At 67.6% G+C, this 19,243-nt stretch carries 18 protein-coding genes; 12 read left to right on the top strand and 6 right to left on the bottom strand.

Annotated elements, in window-relative coordinates; all coding sequences use genetic code 11:
* Positions 1 to 73: 73 nt before the first annotated feature.
* A complete protein-coding gene (locus tag V9K93_RS08250) occupies positions 74 to 1,075 on the bottom strand; it encodes an energy transducer TonB (RefSeq protein WP_136639220.1) in 1,002 nt (333 codons plus the stop codon).
* Positions 1,076 to 1,275: 200 nt separating this feature from the next.
* Positions 1,276 to 1,896 carry a TIGR00645 family protein gene (locus V9K93_RS08245; RefSeq protein WP_136639219.1) on the bottom strand — a complete coding sequence of 207 codons (621 nt, stop codon included), beginning with the start codon at positions 1,894 to 1,896 and terminating at the stop codon, positions 1,276 to 1,278.
* A 112-nt stretch (positions 1,897 to 2,008) separates the two neighbouring features.
* Between V9K93_RS08245 and V9K93_RS08240 the strand changes: the two genes are divergently transcribed.
* The 4 genes from V9K93_RS08240 (at position 2,009) to V9K93_RS08225 (ending at position 7,639) form a co-directional block, all read left to right on the top strand.
* Positions 2,009 to 2,698, top strand: a complete 690-nt coding sequence (locus tag V9K93_RS08240; protein WP_337302353.1) for a glutathione binding-like protein — start codon at positions 2,009 to 2,011, stop codon at positions 2,696 to 2,698.
* 170 nt (positions 2,699 to 2,868) lie between these two features.
* Positions 2,869 to 5,094: a S9 family peptidase gene (locus tag V9K93_RS08235; RefSeq protein WP_337302352.1), complete on the top strand. Its 2,226-nt coding sequence runs from the start codon at positions 2,869 to 2,871 to the stop codon at positions 5,092 to 5,094.
* 24 nt (positions 5,095 to 5,118) lie between these two features.
* A complete protein-coding gene (locus V9K93_RS08230) occupies positions 5,119 to 5,634 on the top strand; it encodes a cytochrome c oxidase assembly factor Coa1 family protein (protein WP_337302351.1) in 516 nt (171 codons plus the stop codon).
* A gap of 205 nt (positions 5,635 to 5,839) precedes the next feature.
* Positions 5,840 to 7,639 (top strand): DUF885 domain-containing protein, encoded by a 1,800-nt coding sequence (locus V9K93_RS08225; protein ID WP_136639215.1) that lies wholly within the window; start codon positions 5,840 to 5,842, stop codon positions 7,637 to 7,639.
* Between the two features lie 145 nt (positions 7,640 to 7,784).
* On the opposite strand, the gene V9K93_RS08220 is transcribed toward V9K93_RS08225, so the two are convergent.
* Positions 7,785 to 8,249 (bottom strand): hypothetical protein, encoded by a 465-nt coding sequence (locus V9K93_RS08220; RefSeq protein ID WP_136639214.1) that lies wholly within the window; start codon positions 8,247 to 8,249, stop codon positions 7,785 to 7,787.
* A 184-nt stretch (positions 8,250 to 8,433) separates the two neighbouring features.
* Here V9K93_RS08220 and V9K93_RS08215 point away from each other — a divergent pair, with 184 nt between their 5' ends.
* The 4 genes from V9K93_RS08215 to V9K93_RS08200 all read left to right on the top strand — a co-directional run bounded on the left by V9K93_RS08215 (position 8,434) and on the right by V9K93_RS08200 (position 11,033).
* Positions 8,434 to 8,682, top strand: a complete 249-nt coding sequence (locus V9K93_RS08215; RefSeq protein WP_005420185.1) for a hypothetical protein — start codon at positions 8,434 to 8,436, stop codon at positions 8,680 to 8,682.
* 122 nt (positions 8,683 to 8,804) lie between these two features.
* Entirely contained in the window at positions 8,805 to 9,722 is a 918-nt protein-coding gene (locus tag V9K93_RS08210; RefSeq protein ID WP_012512425.1) for a bestrophin family protein, read from the top strand.
* A 19-nt stretch (positions 9,723 to 9,741) separates the two neighbouring features.
* Entirely contained in the window at positions 9,742 to 10,731 is a 990-nt protein-coding gene (gene hemB / locus V9K93_RS08205; RefSeq protein ID WP_006400669.1) for a porphobilinogen synthase, read from the top strand.
* Between the two features lie 32 nt (positions 10,732 to 10,763).
* Positions 10,764 to 11,033, top strand: coding sequence for a hypothetical protein (locus tag V9K93_RS08200; RefSeq protein ID WP_049461678.1), 270 nt, complete (start codon positions 10,764 to 10,766; stop codon positions 11,031 to 11,033).
* A gap of 97 nt (positions 11,034 to 11,130) precedes the next feature.
* Here V9K93_RS08200 and V9K93_RS08195 read toward each other — a convergent pair whose 3' ends face one another.
* Entirely contained in the window at positions 11,131 to 11,994 is an 864-nt protein-coding gene (locus tag V9K93_RS08195; RefSeq protein ID WP_337302350.1) for a hypothetical protein, read from the bottom strand.
* Positions 11,995 to 12,042: 48 nt separating this feature from the next.
* On the opposite strand from V9K93_RS08195, the gene aroE reads away from it, so the two are divergent.
* The 3 genes from aroE to dinG all read left to right on the top strand — a co-directional run bounded on the left by aroE (position 12,043) and on the right by dinG (position 15,515).
* Positions 12,043 to 12,888 carry a shikimate dehydrogenase gene (gene aroE / locus V9K93_RS08190; RefSeq protein WP_006400656.1) on the top strand — a complete coding sequence of 282 codons (846 nt, stop codon included), beginning with the start codon at positions 12,043 to 12,045 and terminating at the stop codon, positions 12,886 to 12,888.
* 3 nt (positions 12,889 to 12,891) lie between these two features.
* On the top strand, positions 12,892 to 13,245 hold the full coding sequence (locus V9K93_RS08185; RefSeq protein WP_136639212.1) for a hypothetical protein: 354 nt from the start codon (positions 12,892 to 12,894) through the stop codon (positions 13,243 to 13,245).
* A 167-nt stretch (positions 13,246 to 13,412) separates the two neighbouring features.
* Positions 13,413 to 15,515 carry an ATP-dependent DNA helicase DinG gene (dinG, locus tag V9K93_RS08180; protein ID WP_136639211.1) on the top strand — a complete coding sequence of 701 codons (2,103 nt, stop codon included), beginning with the start codon at positions 13,413 to 13,415 and terminating at the stop codon, positions 15,513 to 15,515.
* A gap of 57 nt (positions 15,516 to 15,572) precedes the next feature.
* Here the strand turns inward: dinG and V9K93_RS08175 are convergent, their stop codons facing one another.
* Together V9K93_RS08175 and ilvD are read right to left on the bottom strand one after the other, a co-directional pair.
* A complete protein-coding gene (locus V9K93_RS08175) occupies positions 15,573 to 16,184 on the bottom strand; it encodes a hypothetical protein (RefSeq protein ID WP_136639210.1) in 612 nt (203 codons plus the stop codon).
* 138 nt (positions 16,185 to 16,322) lie between these two features.
* The gene (gene ilvD, locus V9K93_RS08170) at positions 16,323 to 18,161 is read right to left on the bottom strand and encodes a dihydroxy-acid dehydratase (RefSeq protein WP_136639209.1); all 1,839 of its coding nucleotides are present in this window, start codon (positions 18,159 to 18,161) and stop codon (positions 16,323 to 16,325) included.
* Positions 18,162 to 18,670: 509 nt separating this feature from the next.
* Here ilvD and V9K93_RS08165 point away from each other — a divergent pair.
* Complete coding sequence (locus V9K93_RS08165; protein ID WP_014038869.1) at positions 18,671 to 19,243, top strand: DUF1190 domain-containing protein; 573 nt, start codon at positions 18,671 to 18,673, stop codon at positions 19,241 to 19,243.

The following is a 19,243-nucleotide window of genomic DNA, read 5'->3' as shown; positions in this document are numbered from 1 at the left end:
AACGGACAAGGCCCGGAACGCTCCGGGCCCTGTGGGCAACAACTGCCGCCGGGCGTGGCCCGGCGTTACCCGCTCAGCCGCCCGGTGCGAACACCAGCGTGCGGCGGGTGGTGACCGGTGCGCTGACCGGTTCGAAACGCCAACGCTTCACTGCGTTCATCGCTTCCCGGTCGAAGACGCGCGACGGCGTTGCGCGCAGCACGCGGGCATTGATCACTGATCCGTCGGTGCCGACGGTGATTTCCACCAGCACTTCGCCGGAGGTACCGGCGCGCAGTGCCTCGGCCGGATAGCGCGGTGCCGGCGTACTGACCGGGCGCAGGCTCGGTGCCGCCGCTGCCGTGGCCTGGCGTGCGGCACTGGCCTGCTGGGCGGCCGCCTGCTGCTGCTTCTGCTCGGCCTCGCGGCGGGCGGTGGCCTGGCGCTCGGCTTCCTGACGCTCGCTGTCGCGGCGCGCGGCGTCCTGTTGCGCGGCGATCTGCTTGGCCGCATCGGCCTCCTTGGCGCGCTGCTCGGTCAGGCGCTGCTGTTCGGCCTGCTGCTTGGTCCGGTCTTCGGCGTCCTTCTTCGCCTTTTCAGCTTCGGTCTCGGTGCGCTTGGCCGCGTTCTCCACGCCCTTGGCCAGGCCTTCCTTCAGGCGCGGCAGGGCGGGGGCGGAGGCGTCCACCTTTTCGATCAGCGCTACCAGGCGCTGCGCCTCGGGGTAGTCCTCACGGCCCAGGTGCTGCTCGGCGGCGATCAGGGTGTAGGGCAGCAGATCGGTCAGCGCGCTCTTCACCGAAGCGTCGTCCGGCGTCTTGTCGCGCAGCGCCAGGTAGTACTCGATGGCGTTGTCGCCGGCCGGCGCATACATGCGGTTCTCACGCAGCGCCTGGCTGGCCGATTCGCGCAGCTGTTCGGTGCCCATCGACTGCACCTTGGCGGCGACCACCGGTGCTGTTGATGCAGCCGCGGCGGGCGTAGTGGCGGGTGCGGGTGCCGGGGTTTCTTCCTTGCCCGAGCAGGCGGCCAGCGCCAGTGCCAGGGCAACCGGCAGCCACCGGCGCGCGGCGGTGATCGTTGAGACGTGCGACATCCTGCTCCCCTCTAGAAGACGACGTGACGTAAATCATTGATATGCATGGCCGGGACCAGCGGTCCGGGCGCGGCAGGGTGACGTTTCCCGACGCCACCGCCGGCAACGGCGAGGGAGCAATCTAGCATCCCGGCCACCGCCGCGTACAAGGGCGATGGCCGGAACAGGGCAGCGGCAATGCGCCGCTGGTGGTCGCTACATCAGTGGTCGTGCGCCTTGTCGTGCGCCTTGCTGTGGCTGTTGGACATCAGCTTGTCGGTCCAGGCGATGCCGATCGCCGACAGGATGAACACGCAGTGGATGATGGTCTGCCACAGCACGCCTTCCTGGGTCAGCATCGAGCAGCGGGCGACACCGATGTTGGCCGCGGCCACGCTCATCTGCTCCGGGGTGCACAGCGGAATGCCACCCAGTGCACCACTGGCGATGAAGGTCTTCAACAGGTGGATCGAGGAGATGCCGATGATCGCCATCGCCAGCTTCACCTTCAGCACGCTGGCATTGACGTGGCTCAGCCATTCCGGCTGGTCCGGATGGCCTTCCAGGCGCAGGCGCGAGACGAAGGTCTCGTAGCCGCCGACGATCACCATCACCAGCAGGTTGGAGATCATCACCACGTCGATCAGGCCCAGCACGATCAGCATGATCTGCTGTTCACCCATCGAGGCCGAATGCGAGATCAGGTGCCACAGTTCCTTGCCGAACAGGAACACATAGACGCACTGCGCCACGATCAGGCCCAGGTACAGCGGCAGCTGCAGCCAGCGCGAGGCGAAGATCAGCGTGGACAGCGGGGAGAGCGGCGGGCGGTTTGCACTCATGCGGAGGATGCTGCGTTGCGGGGGAGTGGCGAGGTTACCGGGCCGCCATGACGGTGCCAACCCAACTCACGCACTAGACTTCAGGTTCCTTTCCGCACCCCGAGCCGCCGCCATGATCGACCTGTATTACTGGCCCACCCCGAACGGCCATAAAGTGACCCTGCTGCTGGAAGAAGCCGGCCTGGAGTACCGCATCCACCCGGTCAACATCGGCTCGGGCGACCAGTTCAAGCCGGAATTCCTCGCCATCTCGCCCAACAACAAGATGCCGGCCATCGTCGACCACGCCCCGGCCGATGGCGGCGCCCCGCAGAGCGTGTTCGAGTCCGGCGCGATCCTGCTGTATCTGGCCGAGAAGACCGGTCAGTTCCTGCCCAGCGACCCGCGCGGCCGCGTCACCACCCTGGAGTGGCTGTTCTGGCAGATGGCCGGCCTGGGCCCGATGAGCGGCCAGATGGGCCACTTCAATGTGTACGCGCCGGAAAAGATCCCCTACGCGATTGAGCGCTACGACAACGAAGTACGCCGCCTGCACGGGGTGATGGACAAGCGCCTGGCCCAGCACGCCTTCCTGGCCGGCGATGACTACACCATTGCCGACATGGCCAGCTACCCGTGGATCGGCGCCTACGACAAGCTGCCGGTGGATTTCGCCGCGTTCCCGAACCTGAAGCGCTGGCATGAAGCGATTGCCGCACGCCCGGCGACCCAGCGCGCCTATGCCCTGCGTCAGCAGGTGAACCCGAACGCGGGCAAGCCGCTCAGCGACGAAGAGCGCAAGCACCTGTTCGGCCAGCGTTGACCCAGGACGGTGGTCCAGGGGTCGGATCCCTTTGCAGCGCAAAGGGCTCTGACCCCAGCACCGCAGCATGGGCAGAAGGTCATGCTGCCTTCCCGCACGGGCTTGGTTAGGATGGGGGACGACCGCCCCGCACCCACCGGGGGCGGACCTGCCGTTTGCCGGGATCCTCCATGCGCCACCTGTTCGCTTCGCTCGCCCTCATGCTCGCCACCAGTACTGCCGCCCACGCTGAAAAGCTGACCCTGGAAGCCATCACCGGCCCGCTGCCGTTGTCCGGCCCAACCCTGATGAAGCCGAAGGTCGCTCCCGACGGTTCGCAGGTCAGCTTCCTGCGCGGCAAGGACAGCGACCGCAACCAGCTGGACCTGTGGACCTACGACATCGGCAGCGGCCAGACCCGCCTGCTGGTGGATTCGAAGGTGGTGCTGCCCGGCACCGAGACCCTCAGCGATGAGGAAAAGGCCCGCCGCGAGCGCCAGCGCATCGCCGCGATGACCGGCATCGTCGATTACCAGTGGTCGCCCGACGCGCAGCGCCTGCTGTTCCCGCTCGGCGGCGAGCTGTACCTGTATGACCTCAAGCAGCAGGGCCAGGCGGCGGTGCGTCAGCTGACCCATGGTGAAGGTTTCGCCACCGACGCCAAGCTGTCGCCCAAGGGCGGTTTCGTCAGCTTCATTCGTGGCCGCAACCTGTGGGTGATCGATCTGGCCAGCGGCAAGCAGCTGCAGCTGACCCGCGACGGCAGTACCACCATCGGCAACGGCGTGGCCGAGTTCGTCGCCGACGAGGAGATGGACCGCCATACCGGTTACTGGTGGGCGCCGGATGATTCGGCGATTGCCTTTGCCCGCATCGATGAATCGCCGGTGCCGGTGCAGAAGCGCTACGAGGTCTATGCCGACCGCACCGATGTGATCGAGCAGCGCTACCCGGCCGCCGGCGACGCCAACGTGCGCGTGCAGCTGGGCGTGATCGCGCCGGCCGCCGATGCGCAGCCGCGCTGGGTCGACCTGGGCAAGGAACAGGACATCTACCTGGCCCGCGTCGATTGGCGCGATGCGCAGCACCTGAGCTTCCAACGCCAGTCGCGCGACCAGAGGCAGCTGGACCTGGTGGAAGTGGCACTCGAGTCCAACCACCAGCGCGTGCTTGCCCACGAAACCAGCCCGACCTGGGTGCCGCTGCACAACAGCCTGCGTTTCCTCGACGACGGGAGCGTGCTGTGGTCGTCCGAGCGCACCGGTTTCCAGCACCTGTACCGCATCGACAGCAAGGGCAAGGCCACCGCGCTGACCCACGGCAACTGGCCGGTAGACGAACTGCTGGCGGTTGATGAGAATGCCGGCAAGGCCTACTTCCGTGCCGGCATCGAGACCTCGCGCGAAAGCCAGATCTACGCGGTGTCGCTGCAGGGCGGCGAGCCGCAGCGCCTGTCCAGGGCACCAGGCATGCACAGCGCCAGCTTCGCCCGCAACGCCAGCGTCTATGTCGACAGCTGGTCCAACAGCACCACGCCGCCGCAGATCGAGCTGTTCCGCGCCAACGGCGAGAAGATCGCCACCCTGCTCGAGAACGACCTGGCCGATCCCAAGCATCCGTATGCGCGTTACCGCGATGCGCAGCGCCCGATCGAGTTCGGCACGATGATGGCTGCCGACGGCAAGACCCCGCTCAACTACAGCCTGATCAAGCCAGCCGGCTTCGATCCATCCAAGCGCTACCCGGTGGCGGTATACGTGTATGGCGGCCCGGCCAGCCAGACCGTGACCGACAGCTGGCCCGGCCGTGGTGATCACCTGTTCAACCAGTACCTGGCCCAGCAGGGCTACGTGGTGTTCTCGCTGGACAACCGTGGCACCCCGCGCCGTGGTCGCGACTTCGGTGGCGCGCTGTACGGCAAGCAGGGTACGGTGGAAGTGACCGACCAGCTGCGTGGCGTGGCCTGGCTGAAGCAGCAGCCATGGGTGGACCCGGCGCGCATCGGCGTGCAGGGCTGGTCCAACGGCGGTTACATGACCCTGATGCTGCTGGCCAAGGCCTCGAACCAGTACGCCTGTGGCGTGGCCGGTGCGCCGGTGACCGACTGGGGCCTGTACGACAGCCACTACACCGAACGCTACATGGACCTGCCGGCGCGCAACGAAGCGGGTTACCGCGAAGCGCGCGTGCTGACCCATATCGACGGCCTGCGCTCGCCGCTGCTGCTGATCCACGGCATGGCAGATGACAACGTGCTGTTCACCAACTCGACCAGCCTGATGAGTGCGCTGCAGAAGCGTGCACAGCCGTTCGAACTGATGACCTATCCGGGTGCCAAGCATGGCCTGTCCGGTGCCGATGCGCTGCATCGCTACCGCGTCGCCGAAGCCTTCCTGGGACGTTGCCTGAAACCCTGATCACCAGCCGGGAAGGAGCCCGTCATGACCCTGCCACCGCCGATTCCCACCCCTGGACAGACCTCCACCGGTTGGTGGTGCCGTCACTGGCGCTGGGCGATGCCGTTGATGGTCGTGCTGGTGCTGGGCGGCGTAGGCGGTGTGGTGGCCTGGAGCGTGCTGCGCTGGAGCGAGGCGGCACGCGAGAGCCCACCGATGCGCGAAGCACTGCGCCGCGCCGGTTGCAGCATCGAACTGGTGGAAGCCTTCGGCGAGCCGCTGCGCACCGAATCGATGCCGCTGGGCAGCATGCAGACCGCGATGAACGGCCAGCGCGATGTCGGCCTGACCGTGGCCCTGGAAGGCCCGCACGCGCATGGTCGCCTGTTCGTGAAGGGCACCCGCAGTGATGACGTGTGGGATTACCCGGTGATGTACGTGCTGGGCGAGGACAAGCAGACCTTCGACCTGACCGCGCTGGATGATGACGAGGCCGCACAGGAGTGCGAACTGCAGGCCTGCCGCGAGCGTGGCGACTGCCCACTCACTGCCGCGTTGTGACCTTCGGTCACGCGACCGGGTAAGGGCGACCATGTAGAGTCGGCTGTTGGTCGACTGCTCTCCACAAGACGCCTGAAAACCCCGCGCTGCGCGCGATAGTCGACTGACAGTCGACTCTACCCATAAGCCGCGCCGTGACCTCCAGCCGATTGTCGCCGCCGCCCTGAGCGCGTAACTTGCGGGCAACCCTTTGCTGGAGTGTCCCATGAAGCCGATTGCGCTGGCCGTTGCCCTGGCCCTGACTGCCGCCCCGCTGCTGTCCGCGCCACCGGCGCTGGCGGCACCCGCCGCCAAGGCCGCCACTCCGGCCAGCCCGGCCTGGGTCGCCCGCAGCAATGCGCTGGCGCAGATCCTGCTCGATGCGCAGGGCCCGTTCCAGCCAGAGGAAACCGGCTTCTTCGGCGTTCCCGGTTATGACGACAAGGTGGCCGACCTAGGCCCGGACAATGATGCGCGCTACCGCGCCGCCATGGCCAAGGCACGCGACGAACTGAAGGCGAAGCTGGCCACCGAGAAGGATCCCAATGTCCGCCAGGACCTGGAGATCATGATCCACGCCGCCAACCAGAACATCGAAGGCAGCGAGCTCAACGAGAAGTACCTGCTGCCGTGGAGCGATGCGCCGCAGACGGTGTTCAGCGGCCTCAACCTGCTGCTGTCCGATCAGGTGCCGGCCGAGCGCCGGGCCAAGGCGATCGAGCGCCTCAAGGCCTATGCCGGCCTGCAGCCGGGTGGCACCGCGTTCACCACGCTGGCGCGCCAGCGCTATGAAGAGCGATTGAAGGACAGCAGCCTGCTGCAGCCGACGAAGATCGAAGTGCAGCAGTCGCTGGACAACGTCGAGACCTACATCACCGGCATCGAGTCGCTGCTGAAGAAGTACCAGATCGCCGGTGCCGATGAAGCGATGAAGGCCCTGGCCGGGCAGATGAAGGACTACGCCAGCTGGACGCGCTCGACCGTGCTGCCGAAGGCGCGCACCGATGCACGCCTGCCGGCACCGTTGTACGCGTACCAGCTCAAGCAGGTCGGCATCGACATCGACCCGAAGCTGCTGATGCAGCGCGCGCAGTTGGAATTCATGGAAACCCGCTCGGCGATGCAGCAGCTGGCGCCGCTGGTGGTGAAGGACAAGGGCCTGAAGGTAGCCGACCCGAGCGACCCGGTGGCGGTGATCCGTGCGCTGAAGGCTGACAAGATCGCCGACGATCATCTGGAAGGCCACTACCGCAAGGTGATCGACGCGATCGATCCGCTGATCCGCGAGCACGCCATCGTCGACGTGCCCAAGCGTGCCATGCAGATGCGCCTGGGTTCGGCCGCCGAGAGCGCCGCCAGCCCGGCGCCGCACTTCCTGCCGGCGCCACTGGTCAACAACACCGGGCAGCAGGGCACCTTCGTGCTGCCGCTGGGCAATCCGGCCGCCGGTCCGGGTGCGCAGTACGACGACTTCAACTTCGGCGCGGCGGCGTGGACGCTGAGCGCGCATGAAGGGCGTCCCGGCCACGAACTGCAGTTCACCGCGATGGTCGAGCGCGGCATTTCGCTGGCGCGCACCATGTTCGCGTTCAATTCGGTGAACGTGGAAGGCTGGGCGTTGTACGCCGAAGCCGAGATGGTGCCGTACGAGCCGCTGGACGGTCAGATGATCGCCCTGCAGTTCCGCCTGCTGCGTGCCGCGCGCGCGATGCTCGACCCGATGCTCAACCTTGGCCTGACCGATCGTGCCAATGGCGAGCGCGTGCTGATGGAGCAGGTTGGCCTGTCCAAGGCGATGGCCACCCAGGAACTGGACCGCTACATGGTGCGCATGCCGGGCCAGGCCGGAAGCTACTTCTACGGCTACACCCGCATCCTGGAACTGCGCATGCAGACCGAGCTGGCACTGGGCGCGAAGTTCGACCGCCTGGCGTTCAACAACTTCCTGCTCGACCAGGGCCTGCTGCCGCCGGACCAGCTGGCCGATGCGGTGAACAAGGTGTTCGTGCCGAAGTACAAGCGCTGAACGTTGCCCGGTAGTGCCGGCCGCTGGCTGGCATTACCCCATCCCATCAGGTAGTGCCGGCCGCTGGCCGGCATTCCCTTGGCGCAGGAAGCATTCCTGAGGTTGCCGGCCAGCGGCCGGCACTACCGGCGGTGACCCGAGAGGGTCACCGCTGCGGTTGCGGTGTGATCACCTGCGTCGGCAACCGCGCGGGCGGTGCCGGATTCGGCACCCAGATCGCGACGCCGGCGGCGCGCTTCTGCGTGGTCGGAATACCAATGCCTACCCCGCCACCGACATGCGAGCCAAACGAACCGGCGCCGACGGACATGCCCACCGGCGAGCCACTGCTGCCCACGCCCACCAGCACCACGCCATTGGCGCCCAGCGCCGCGGCCTCGCGCTTCAGGCGGGCCACGGCGGCATCGGTCTGGCCCTGGGTGCCGAAGCCCACCGCAGACGCTGATTCCAGCTGGGCGATTTCCTGCGAGCCGGCTGGCGGCGTCGAATAGATCTGCACCAGTGCCGGATCGATCGGTGCGCGGGCGCGGCCCAGCATCACCTTGGAGGTGCTGGCACAGCCCGCGGCGACCAGCAGGATGGCCGCCAACGCGGCCCAACGGATGTTCATGGCACGACCCCTGTAGGACTGGTTGCGATCATCGGCGGGCCACTCTGAATCGGCGCCAACACCCGGGCCAGGGCACGCACGGCAGTACGCTAGCACGGCGCGGGTGACAGCCCCGCCAATGGCAGTAGGCGGCGGCAGCGGGAACGTCTATGGTTGGGGCAGGAACCAACTGCGGGAGAGCGGAATGGGTGTAATCAGTCTGTTGTGGGGCGTACTGGCGCTGTTGTGGATGATCCTGGCGCTGATTCCGCTGCTGGGCTGGGGCAACTGGTTCCTGATCCCGTTCGCCGCCGTCGGTGCGGTGATCGCCGCGCTGGGCATCCTGTTCACCCATCCGACCAAGCGTGGGCGGGCCTGGGCCGGGCTGGTGCTGAACGGCATCGTGGTGGTGGTTGGCATCCTGCGCCTGGGCCTGGGCGGCGGCGTGATCTGATCCCGGGCCGGGGTGCGACAGGGCGTCGCAGGCGCACGGCCCGTGGCCGGGCAGGGGCGTACAATGAATGGCTGCGCGAGCCCCCCGCGTGCCTGTGAATCCGCGCCCGGCGCGGCTGCCCCATGATCATCCGACCCCGTCCCCACGGCTGGCAACTGCTGTACATCCTGCGCGGCTCGATCGTAAAAGCGATCGCGCCGAAGGTGCTGGCCATCCTGATCCTGTCCATCGCCGTGGCCGCAGTGGTGGAACTGGCACCGCCGACCGGCATCGAGCGCGTCTCGGTCACGCCGTTCACCCTGCTCGGCCTGGTGCTGTCGATCTTCCTCAGCTTCCGCAACAGCGCCTGCTACGAGCGCTGGTGGGAAGGCCGCAAGCTGTGGGGCCAGCTGGTCTACGAATCGCGATCGCTGGCCCGCCAGGTAAACCTGCTGCTGGCCGATGACACCGGCCGTCGTCGCCGCATCGCCTACCTCACCACCGCCTTCGCCCATGCCCTGGCCGGTCGCCTGCGCGGGCGTATCGTCGCCCTGGTGGCCTTGCCATGGCTGGACAAGCGCCAGCGCGAACAGCTGGGCCAGCGCGAGAACGTGCCCGACGCGCTGTTGTCAATGATCGCCGCCGAACTGGCGCAGGCACTGCGCAGCGGTGAGCTGGACCCGATCCTCTACACCCAGCTGGAAGAACGCCTGCACGCGATGTCGTCGATCCAGGCCGGCTGCGAGCGCATTCTCACCACACCGCTGCCGTTTGCCTACACCCTGCTGCTGCACCGCTGTGCATGGATGTTCTGCGTGCTGCTGCCGTTCGGCCTGGCAAGTTCGCTGGGCTGGGGCACGCCGGTGCTGTCGGCGGTGCTGGCCTATGCCTTCTTCGGCCTGGACCAGCTGGGCGAAGAAATGGAAGACCCGTTCGGCCTGGAGCCGAACGACCTGCCGCTGGACGCGCTGGTGCGCACGATCGAGATCGACCAGCTCGACGCGCTCGGCGAACGCCCCTTGCCTGAACCCCTGCTGCCGCAGGGTTACCTGTTGCAATAGCCACTCCTCGGAGCCTGCCATGTCCCACCCGCTTTACCGCCCGCGCCGCATGCGTCACGACGAGTTCTCGCGCCGCCTGATGCGCGAGAACACGCTGACCACCGACGACCTGATCTACCCGGTGTTCGTGCACGAACTGGCCGGCCGCACCGCAGTACCGTCGATGCCGGGCGTGGAGCGGCTGTCGATCGAAGAGCTGCTGAAGGTGGCCGAAGAGGCGCTGGAGCTGGGCATCCCGGTGATCGACCTGTTCCCGGTGATCGACCCGTCGCTGAAGTCGCTGGACGCGTCGGCGGCGTGGGCCGAGGACGGCCTGGCGCAGCGTGCGATCCGCGCGCTGAAGTCACGCTTCCCGGAGCTGGGGGTGATGACCGACGTGGCGCTGGACCCGTACACCACGCACGGCCAGGACGGCATCATCGACGACAAGGGCTATGTGCTGAACGACATCACCGTCGAGGCGCTGGTCAAGCAGTCGGTATCGCACGCCGAAGCCGGTGTCGACATCGTCTCGCCGTCGGACATGATGGACGGCCGCATCGGCGCGATCCGTCGTGCGCTGGATGCCGACAACCACATCAACGTGCGCATCATGGCCTACTCGGCCAAGTACGCCTCGGCGTTCTACGGTCCGTTCCGCGATGCGGTGGGCAGCGCGGCCAGCCTCGGCAAGGCCGACAAGAAGACCTACCAGATGGACCCGGCCAACGGCGACGAGGCGCTGCGCGAGATTGCGCTGGACCTGGAAGAGGGCGCCGACATGGTGATGGTCAAGCCGGGCATGCCGTACCTGGACCTGGTGCGCCGGGTGAAGGAGACGTTCGGCGTACCGACCTTCGCCTACCAGGTGAGCGGCGAGTACGCGATGATGAAGGCCGCCTTCGCCAATGGCTGGTTGGACGAGCGCGCCTGCGTGCTGGAGTCGCTGCTGGGCTTCAAGCGGGCCGGTGCCGACGGCGTGCTGACCTATTTCGCGCCGCAGGTGGCGCGATGGCTGCGCGAGCGCTGACAATAGCGCCACGATAGACGGAGGACTACGCGATGGGACCCGAACTGGGATGGATGCAATGGCTGATCTGGGGCATCGGTACGCTGGTGTTCGGCGCCATCATCGTCGGTGTCTTCATCGCCGCCTGGCGGGCCGGCAAGCGCCCGCCGGAGCAGCTCTCCGCCGCCCGTCACGTGGCCCGTGAGCAGGCTCTGCCGGACAGCGTGCAGGCCGAGCTGGCCGCGCTGAACCAGCGCAAGGACAACGGCCAGCTGAGCGAGTTGGAATACGAGCAGCAGCGCGCCAAGGTGCTGTCGCGCTGACCCTCACGTTCTGGTAGCCGCCAACCTTGGTTGGCGCTTTCCCGCATGCCAACCAAGGTTGGCATCTACCAAACGATCATCCATCCGTGGCGTGGATCTACGGCATGCACCCGGCCACCGCCGCCACCTTCGGCACGGCCAACCGGTACACATCCACGCCACCGGCACGCGGTGCCTTCGCCGCACTGCTGGCGACCACCATCTCGCCGGGCTTGGCGTTGTCGATCACCGGCGCGCCGGTCCAGCCATCGGCCTGGTTGAACGACAGCCCCAATGGCTGCAGCGCCGCACCGGTCCACGCACAGCCGCTGCTCCACACCTTTGCGGTCGTGCCGCTGCCGCGGCTGAACACCACGGCGCCGCCATGACCCAGCCAATCGCCATCGGTCTCGTCATCGGCGCTGTTCAACGCGGTCAACGCCGTTGCAGGGCCACGCCTGCCCTGGGCATCCAATGTGGTCACGAACAGGTCCCAGCCCGCGCCACCGCCCTGCTGCCGAGCAAACAACAGCCGCTGGCCATCCGCGCTCAGGGCCGGCCCGCGTTCTTCCCGGCGCCCGCCATCACCGGCCAGGGCCTGCGCGCTGCCCAGCCGGCCATCGGCAGCCAGCGCGGCCCGGTACAGCGCCAGCTTGCCCTCGCGGCCGGCCGCGAACAGCAGCCAGCGGCCGTCACGGCTGAAGTAGGGATCACGGGCCTCACCGGCCACGCCTACCGGCAAGGCCTGCGCCTGCTGCCAGCGGCCGTCGACCACGCGCGCCTCCCACAGGCCCCAACCGGCCTCGCCACGGCGGGCGAAGACGATGCGCTGGCCATCGGCGCTGATCGTGGCGCGGCCCTCGTCGGCGCGGGTCGAGACCACGCCCATGCCTTCGATGCCGTACTCGTTCAACGCCATCGCCACGGGGGCAGAGAGTAGACTGGCGGCAAGCACCAGCAGGGGCGGGGTGATGCGCATCATCCGGGTCCGTGCACGAAAGAGCACCAGTCTAGCCAGCTTGAGGATTCCATGACCGACCGTTACGCCGTCTTCGGACACCCCGTTGCCCACTCGAAGTCGCCGCAGATCCATGCCACGTTCGGTCGCCAGGAAGGCATCGCGGTGGATTACCGCGCGATCGACCTGGCCCCGGATGCGTTTCTGGCCGGCCTGGAAGCCTTCGCCGCCGACGGTGGTGTCGGCGCCAACGTCACCTCGCCGCACAAGGAAGCCGCGTTCTCGGTGTGCACCACGTTGACCGCGCGCGCGCGCCGCGCCGGCTCGGTCAACACGCTGCTGCGCAAGGGCGACCGCTGGCATGGTGACACCACCGATGGCATCGGCCTGGTGCGCGACCTGACCGACCGCCACGGCCTGGACCTGCGTGGCCGCCGCATGCTGCTGATCGGTGCCGGTGGCTCCGCGCGCAGCGTCGCTCCGGCCTTCCTCGATGCTGGAATCACCGAACTGGTGGTGGTCAACCGCACGCCGGAACGCGCCGATGAACTGATCGACGCCATGGGCGAGCCGGGCCGCGCGATCAGCCGCTACTGGGAAGACCTGCGCGAGCTGGGCGACTTCGAGCTGATCGTCAACGCCACCTCGGCCGGCCGCGACCGCGACGTTGAGTTCAAGCTGCCACTGTCGCTGGTCAACTCGATGACCACCGCCGTCGACCTGAACTACGGCGAGGCCGCCATCGCCTTCCTGGCCTGGGCGCGTGCAGCGAACTGCCGCAATACCGTGGACGGCCTGGGCATGCTGGTCGAGCAGGCCGCCGAGAGCTTCCTGCAGTGGCACGGTGTGCGCCCGCAGACCGACGAGGTCTACCAGACGTTGCGGCAGGGTGCCGCCGTGCTTGCCGGCGAGGACTGATCGATGGACAACACGACCCTGATGGTGACGGTGCTGAGCATCGTGGGCGTGCGCCTGCCGGTGCTGATCGCACTGTGCGTGGGCCTGGTCTGGGTGGTCGGCGCACCACGCGATGCCACCCGCACAGGTGCCCTGGTCGGTCTGGTGCTGTTGCTGCTGTCCAGCCTCGGCGGCATGGCCGCCGGCATCCTGCCGATGTGGTTGATCAAGAGCGGCAACTTCGACGCCATCTCGGGCATGAGTGCCATCCTTGGCGTGCTGCACTTCGCGCTGGCGATGGTCGAGGCCATCGGCGTGGTGCTGCTGGTATGGGCGCTGGTGCGCCTGCTGCGTACCCGCCCGATCCCGGCGGCCTGACCGGTCGCGCCGGGCCATGCCCGGCGTATCTGGCCCTTGAGCGGTCCGGCCATCGGACCGTGACCGCCGCCTGGCGTCGTCGCTGGCCCGTTCAGGGTGCCAGCGGCGGTGAACGTGGCCGGCCATGCGACAATGACCGGCCCGATCCAGCCACGGTACTTCCCGGCGTGACCGAAACCGTCGCCGCTCCGCGCACGCTCGATGACCCCTTGAAGGACGCGATCCGCAAGGCGTACACGACGCTGCAGGCCAATACGCCCGGCTTCTCCACCCGCCGCTCGCAGAGCCAGATGATCGGCGTGGTGTCGCGTGCGCTGTCGAAAAGCGGTGGCGTCGGCGTGGTCGAAGCGCCCACCGGCGTCGGCAAGAGCCTGGGCTACCTCACCGCAGGCGTACCGATCGCGCTGGCCAGCAAGAAGAAGCTGGTGATCAGCACCGGCACCGTGGCGCTGCAGTCGCAGCTGGTCGAGCGCGATATCCCGAATTTCCTCAAGGCCACCGGCCTGGAAGCGACTGTCGCGCTGGCCAAGGGCCGTACCCGCTACCTGTGCACGCGCAATGCTGCCGAAGCGCAGGGCGAGGGCTCGCAGGGCGGCATGTTCGAGGATGACGCACCCTTGTTCGACCGGCCACTGGCGCCGATCGAGATGGATATCGCCAAGCGCCTGACCGATGCCTTCACCGGTGGCAGCTGGGATGGCGACATCGACAACGCGCCGGAGACCATCAGCCCCGGCCTGCGCAGTCGCATCACCACGCCGGCTTCGGGTTGCGCCGGGCGCCGCTGCGCCTATTCGGCGCAATGCGCGGTGCTGCGTTCGCGCAACACGGTGCGCGACGCGCAGATCGTGGTCACCAACCACGCGCTGCTGCTGTCAGCGCTGTCGATCGGCGACAGCGACAACGGCCAGCCGTTGATCGCACCGCCGTCGGACATGCTGCTGGTGCTGGACGAAGGTCATCACATCGGCAACGTGGCGATCGACCAGGGCGCGGCCAGCCTGGCGCTGGACGAGATGGCCAAGCGCACAGGCCGCCTGCAGATCCTGATTGCCGGTGCCTACCGCGCGGTCGACAAGGACCGCCTGGGCAACCTGCTGCCCAACGAAGCGATCGACGTCGCCAGCAACGTGGCCAAGCAGCTGCGTGCGTTCCGCGACCACATCGAACGGGTATGGATGCCGGCACCGGCCGACGAGGAACCGATGTGGCGCGCCGCCAACGGCCGCCTGCCCGAGGCCTGGCGCGAGCCGATCGAAGCGCTGGCCGACGACACCCGCAGCCTCTACAACTGGGCGCATGCCGCCACCGCGCAGGTGGCCAAGGGCAAGCAGGACGATGCCGCGCGCGAGCGCCTGCAGCGCAACCTGGGCATGGCGCTGGAAATGATCGAGCAGCAGTACAACCTGTGGCAGGCGTGGCGCCGCGAGGACAAGGATGGCGCGCCGCCGATGGCGCGCTGGGTGACTGCCACCCGCGATGGCGACCTGGTGCTGCACGGCTCGCCGGTGTCGGCCGCGCACGTGCTGCGCAAACTGCTGTGGGATGAAGTGGACTCGGTGGTGATGACCTCGGCGACGTTGACCGGCGGTGGCGATTTCCAGTCGCTGGCGATCGACAACGGCATTCCCGAAGAGGCGGAGATGGTCTCGCTGTCGTCGCCGTTCGACCTGCCCAACCAGGCCGAGCTGATCGTGCCGAAGTTCCCGGTCACGCCGGACGACCGCGAAGGCCACCCGCGCGAAGTGGCGCGTTACCTCGACACCGAACTGGACTGGGCCAAGGGCTCGATGGTGCTGTTCACCTCGCGCTGGAAGATGGAGAAGGTGGCCGGGCTGATGTCGGCCGCGCGCCGCAAGCGGGTGCTGGTGCAGGGCGAGATGTCCAAGACCCGGCTGATCGACGAGCACCTGCGTCGCGTGGCGGCGGGCGAAGGCTCGGTGCTGTTCGGGCTGAATTCGTTCGGCGAAGGCCTCGACCTGCCCGGCGAAGCCTGCACCACGGTGGTGATCACCCAGGTGCCATTCGCGGTGCCGACCGATCCGCAGACCGCCACGCTCAGCGAGTGGTTCGAGGGGCGCGGGCTTAACGCGTTCAACCTGATCGCCATTCCGCATGCGCTGCGCACGTTGACCCAGTTCGCCGGCCGACTGATCCGCACCTCCACCGACACCGGCCGCGTGGTCATTCTCGATTCGCGGCTGCTGACCCGCCGCTACGGCAAGCGCATCATCGACGCGCTGCCGCCGTTCAAGCGCGTGATCGGCTGACACAGGGTCGGATCCCTTCCGCAGGAAGGGCTCTGATCCCACCACGCACTCTGTCGCTCAACCGCCCTCCGGATTCCGGCAGGACTGGTTGCCCATCGCATTGTGGTAATCGCGATCAAAGCAGCGCAGGAAGCCATCGAGCACGTCCAGGTTCGGCGGCCACGGCGCATCCACCTTCTGCCCGCCGGCGGTCGTGAAGTGATAGCGCCCATCCTTCAGCGCCCTGGCAATCTGCGCCGGGGCAGGAATCGCGATCAACCTTGCACGCGCTTTCTCCAGCGCCGCACGATCGCGCTGCAGGAACGCGATCGTGCCGTCCACGTAGGCGTTCCAGTAACCGGGATCGGTGTCGGTGGGCTTGTAGGTGCGCTGCATCAGCGCCACCGCCTGCGGGTACTGGCCCGCCTCCGCACGCATCTGGCCTTCATGCCACAGAATCATGGAGTTGCCTGCAGCCTTCGGCAACGCAGCATAGGCGGCGAGAAGGTCAGCGGCTTCGCGGTGGCAGCCACGGTCGGCCAGCGTGCGCCAGCCGCCTTCCATGTCCTGATCGAACGCATCCGGTTCCATCGCCAGCATCGCATCGCGGTCGTAGCTGCAGTCCGGGGCTTTGGGCGGTTCGGCTGACGTGCCCATGGCAGCGGCCAGCGCAAAGGAAAGCAACATCATCGCAACCTCCGTGTTGGTGACTTCCTGGAACACCATAACGGATCAGGATGGGTAGTGCCGGCCGCTGGCCGGCAACCTCATTGGTACGCGGATGCATCGTGCAGATGCCGGCCAGCGGCCGGCATTACCGCACACAGATCAGTCGCCGAGCAGGGCGGTGTTGCGTACGGCGCCCTTGTCGGCGCTGGTCGCGAGCAGGGCGTAGGCCTTCAACGCGCTGGTGACCTTGCGCGGGCGCGGCGCACGCGGTTTCCAGCCGCGTGCATCGGCGTCGGCGCGGCGCTGGGCCAGCGTGGCTTCGTCCAGCAGCAGATCGATGCGGCGGGCGGGGATGTCGATGCGGATGCGGTCGCCATCTTCCACCAGGCCGATCGTGCCGCCGCTGGCGGCTTCCGGCGACACGTGGCCGATCGACAGGCCCGAGGTACCGCCGGAGAAACGCCCATCGGTGAGCAGTGCGCACTGCTTGCCCAGGCCCTTCGATTTCAGGTAGCTGGTCGGGTACAGCATTTCCTGCATGCCGGGGCCACCCTTCGGGCCTTCGTAGCGGATGACCACCACGTCGCCGGCCTTCACCTCGTCGGCGAGGATGCCGGCCACGGCCGCGTCCTGGCTTTCGTAGACGCGCGCGTTGCCTTCGAACACGTGGATCGATTCGTCCACGCCGGCGGTCTTCACCACGCAGCCGTCCACCGCCAGATTGCCACGCAGCACGGCCAGGCCGCCTTCGGCCGAATAGGCGTGCTCGACGCTGCGGATGCAGCCCTCGGCACGGTCCACGTCCAGCGTCGGCCAGCGTGTGGCCTGGCTGAAGGCCACCTGGGTGGGGATGCCGGCCGGGCCGGCACGGAAGAAGTCCTGCACGTTCGAGTCGCTGCTGACCGCCACGTCCCAGCGTGCGATGGCGTCGGCCAGGCTGCGGCTATGTACGGTCGGTACGCTGGTATCCAGCAGTCCACCGCGCGCCAGTTCACCAAGGATGCCGTACACGCCCCCGGCGCGGTGCACGTCTTCCATGTGGTACCTGGGCGTGTTCGGCGCCACCTTGCACAGCTGCGGCACGCGCCGCGACAGTGCATCGATGTGGGTCAGGTCAAAGTCCACTTCCGCTTCCTGCGCGGCGGCCAGCAGGTGCAGGATGGTATTGGTGGACCCGCCCATGGCAATGTCCAGGGTCATCGCATTGGCGAACGCGGCCTGGGTGGCGATGCCACGCGGCAGCGCAGTCGGGTCTTCGCCGCCATACCAGCGGTGGCACAGCTCGACGATCAGGCGGCCGGCGCGCAGGAACAGTTGTTCGCGGTCGGCGTGGGTGGCCAGCGTGGAGCCGTTGCCGGGCAGCGACAGGCCCAGCGCTTCGGTCAGGCAGTTCATCGAGTTGGCGGTGAACATGCCCGAGCACGACCCGCAGGTCGGGCAGGCACTGCGCTCGAACTCGGCCACTTTTTCGTCGCTGGCGGTTTCGTCCGCGGCGATCACCATCGCATCGACCAGGTCCAGCTTGTGCTCGGACAGTTTGGTCTTGCCCGCTTCCATTGGTCCGCCGGAGACGAACACCACCGGGATGTTGAGGCGCAGTGCGGCCATCAGCATGCCGGGGGTGATCTTGTCGCAGTTGGAAATGCACACCAGCGCATCGGCGCAGTGCGCGTTGGCCATGTACTCCACCGAGTCGGCGATGATTTCGCGGCTGGGCAGCGAATACAGCATGCCGTCGTGACCCATGGCGATGCCATCGTCCACGGCGATCGTGTTGAATTCCTTGGCGACGCCGCCGACTTTTTCGATCTCGCGCGCGACCAGCTGGCCGAGGTCCTTCAGGTGTACGTGGCCGGGCACGAACTGGGTGAAGGAGTTGGCGATGGCGATGATCGGCTTGTGGAAGTCGCCGTCCTTCATGCCGGTGGCGCGCCACAGGGCGCGGGCGCCGGCCATGTTGCGGCCGGCGGTGGAGGTACGGGAACGGTATTCGGGCATGGCTGGCGGAACGGGCGGGCCGTACGACGTGGGGGTCGCCCGATCATGGACAATTTTTTCGGTTGCTGCTGCAACCACCGGAGGTGGTCGGGCCGGGCTGCGCCCGGCACCCGCGGTAGTGCCGGCCGCTGGCCGGCAACCTCAACAGCAACAGCTGGGCTATCCGTGGGATGGCGGGGTGGGTCCGGTGGCAGGGGACGGCGCAAGTACGTCCATGTAGCCTCGGTCGCGCCTTGCTCGTGTGCGCTTCCCTGCGCACACGGCAAGACCGGGGTTGAGCGTCCTGCCCAATCCGCCCGAGGCATGCCTCGCGCCCATGGCGCTCACGCCCCTGCCACCGGACCCACCCCGCCTTTGACAGTTGGCCGCGATCTGACCGGATCCGACCCCGATTCCTGATTGGAACGACGAAAATGAAAGTCCGTTCATCTTTCGGACTTTGCCGATTCCGGTTGCTGGTCCGGATTTGGCATCATTGGGGCATTGATCCGTCGACAGGGCATGAGGCCATGAAACGTTCCCGCACCACCGCGCTGCTGCTGATGAGCGCTGCGCCGCTGCTGTTCACCGCCTGCCAGAAGGAGCCGGAGGTGAAGGTGCAGGAAGGCCTGTACACCTCGGTCGAGGCCTGCACCGAGGCCACCGGCGATCCGTCGTCGTGCCGCAATGCCTTCGCGGAAGCGCAGAAGCAGGCCGCCGATGCCGCGCCGAAGTACGCCAGCAAGGAAGCCTGCGAGAAGGACTACAAGCCGGAACAGTGCGTGCAGCAGCACACCTCGGCCGGCACCTCGTTCATCGGCCCGATGATGATGGGCTTCTTCATGTCGCAGATGCTGAGCAACCGCGGTGGCCTCGCTCCGCAGGCGCCGGCGGCGTCGCCGGCCTACCAGGACAAGAGCGCCGGCTGGGCGCGTCCGGCACCGGGCGGCAGCGGTGGCCTGAACACCGCCAGCGGCATCGGCGCGGGCAAGGCTGGCCTCGCCCCGGTCACCAGCGAGCCGAACCGTGCGGTCACTGCCAGCCGTGGTGGCTTCGGCAACACCAGCGCGCGCCGCAGCACCAGCGGCAGCTACGGCGGCTGA

This window comes from Stenotrophomonas sp. CCNWLW162 (assembly GCF_037203745.1).
GTDB classification, from domain to species: Bacteria; Pseudomonadota; Gammaproteobacteria; order Xanthomonadales; family Xanthomonadaceae; genus Stenotrophomonas; species Stenotrophomonas maltophilia_AQ.
This window is presented reverse-complemented; position numbering and strand designations above follow the sequence as displayed.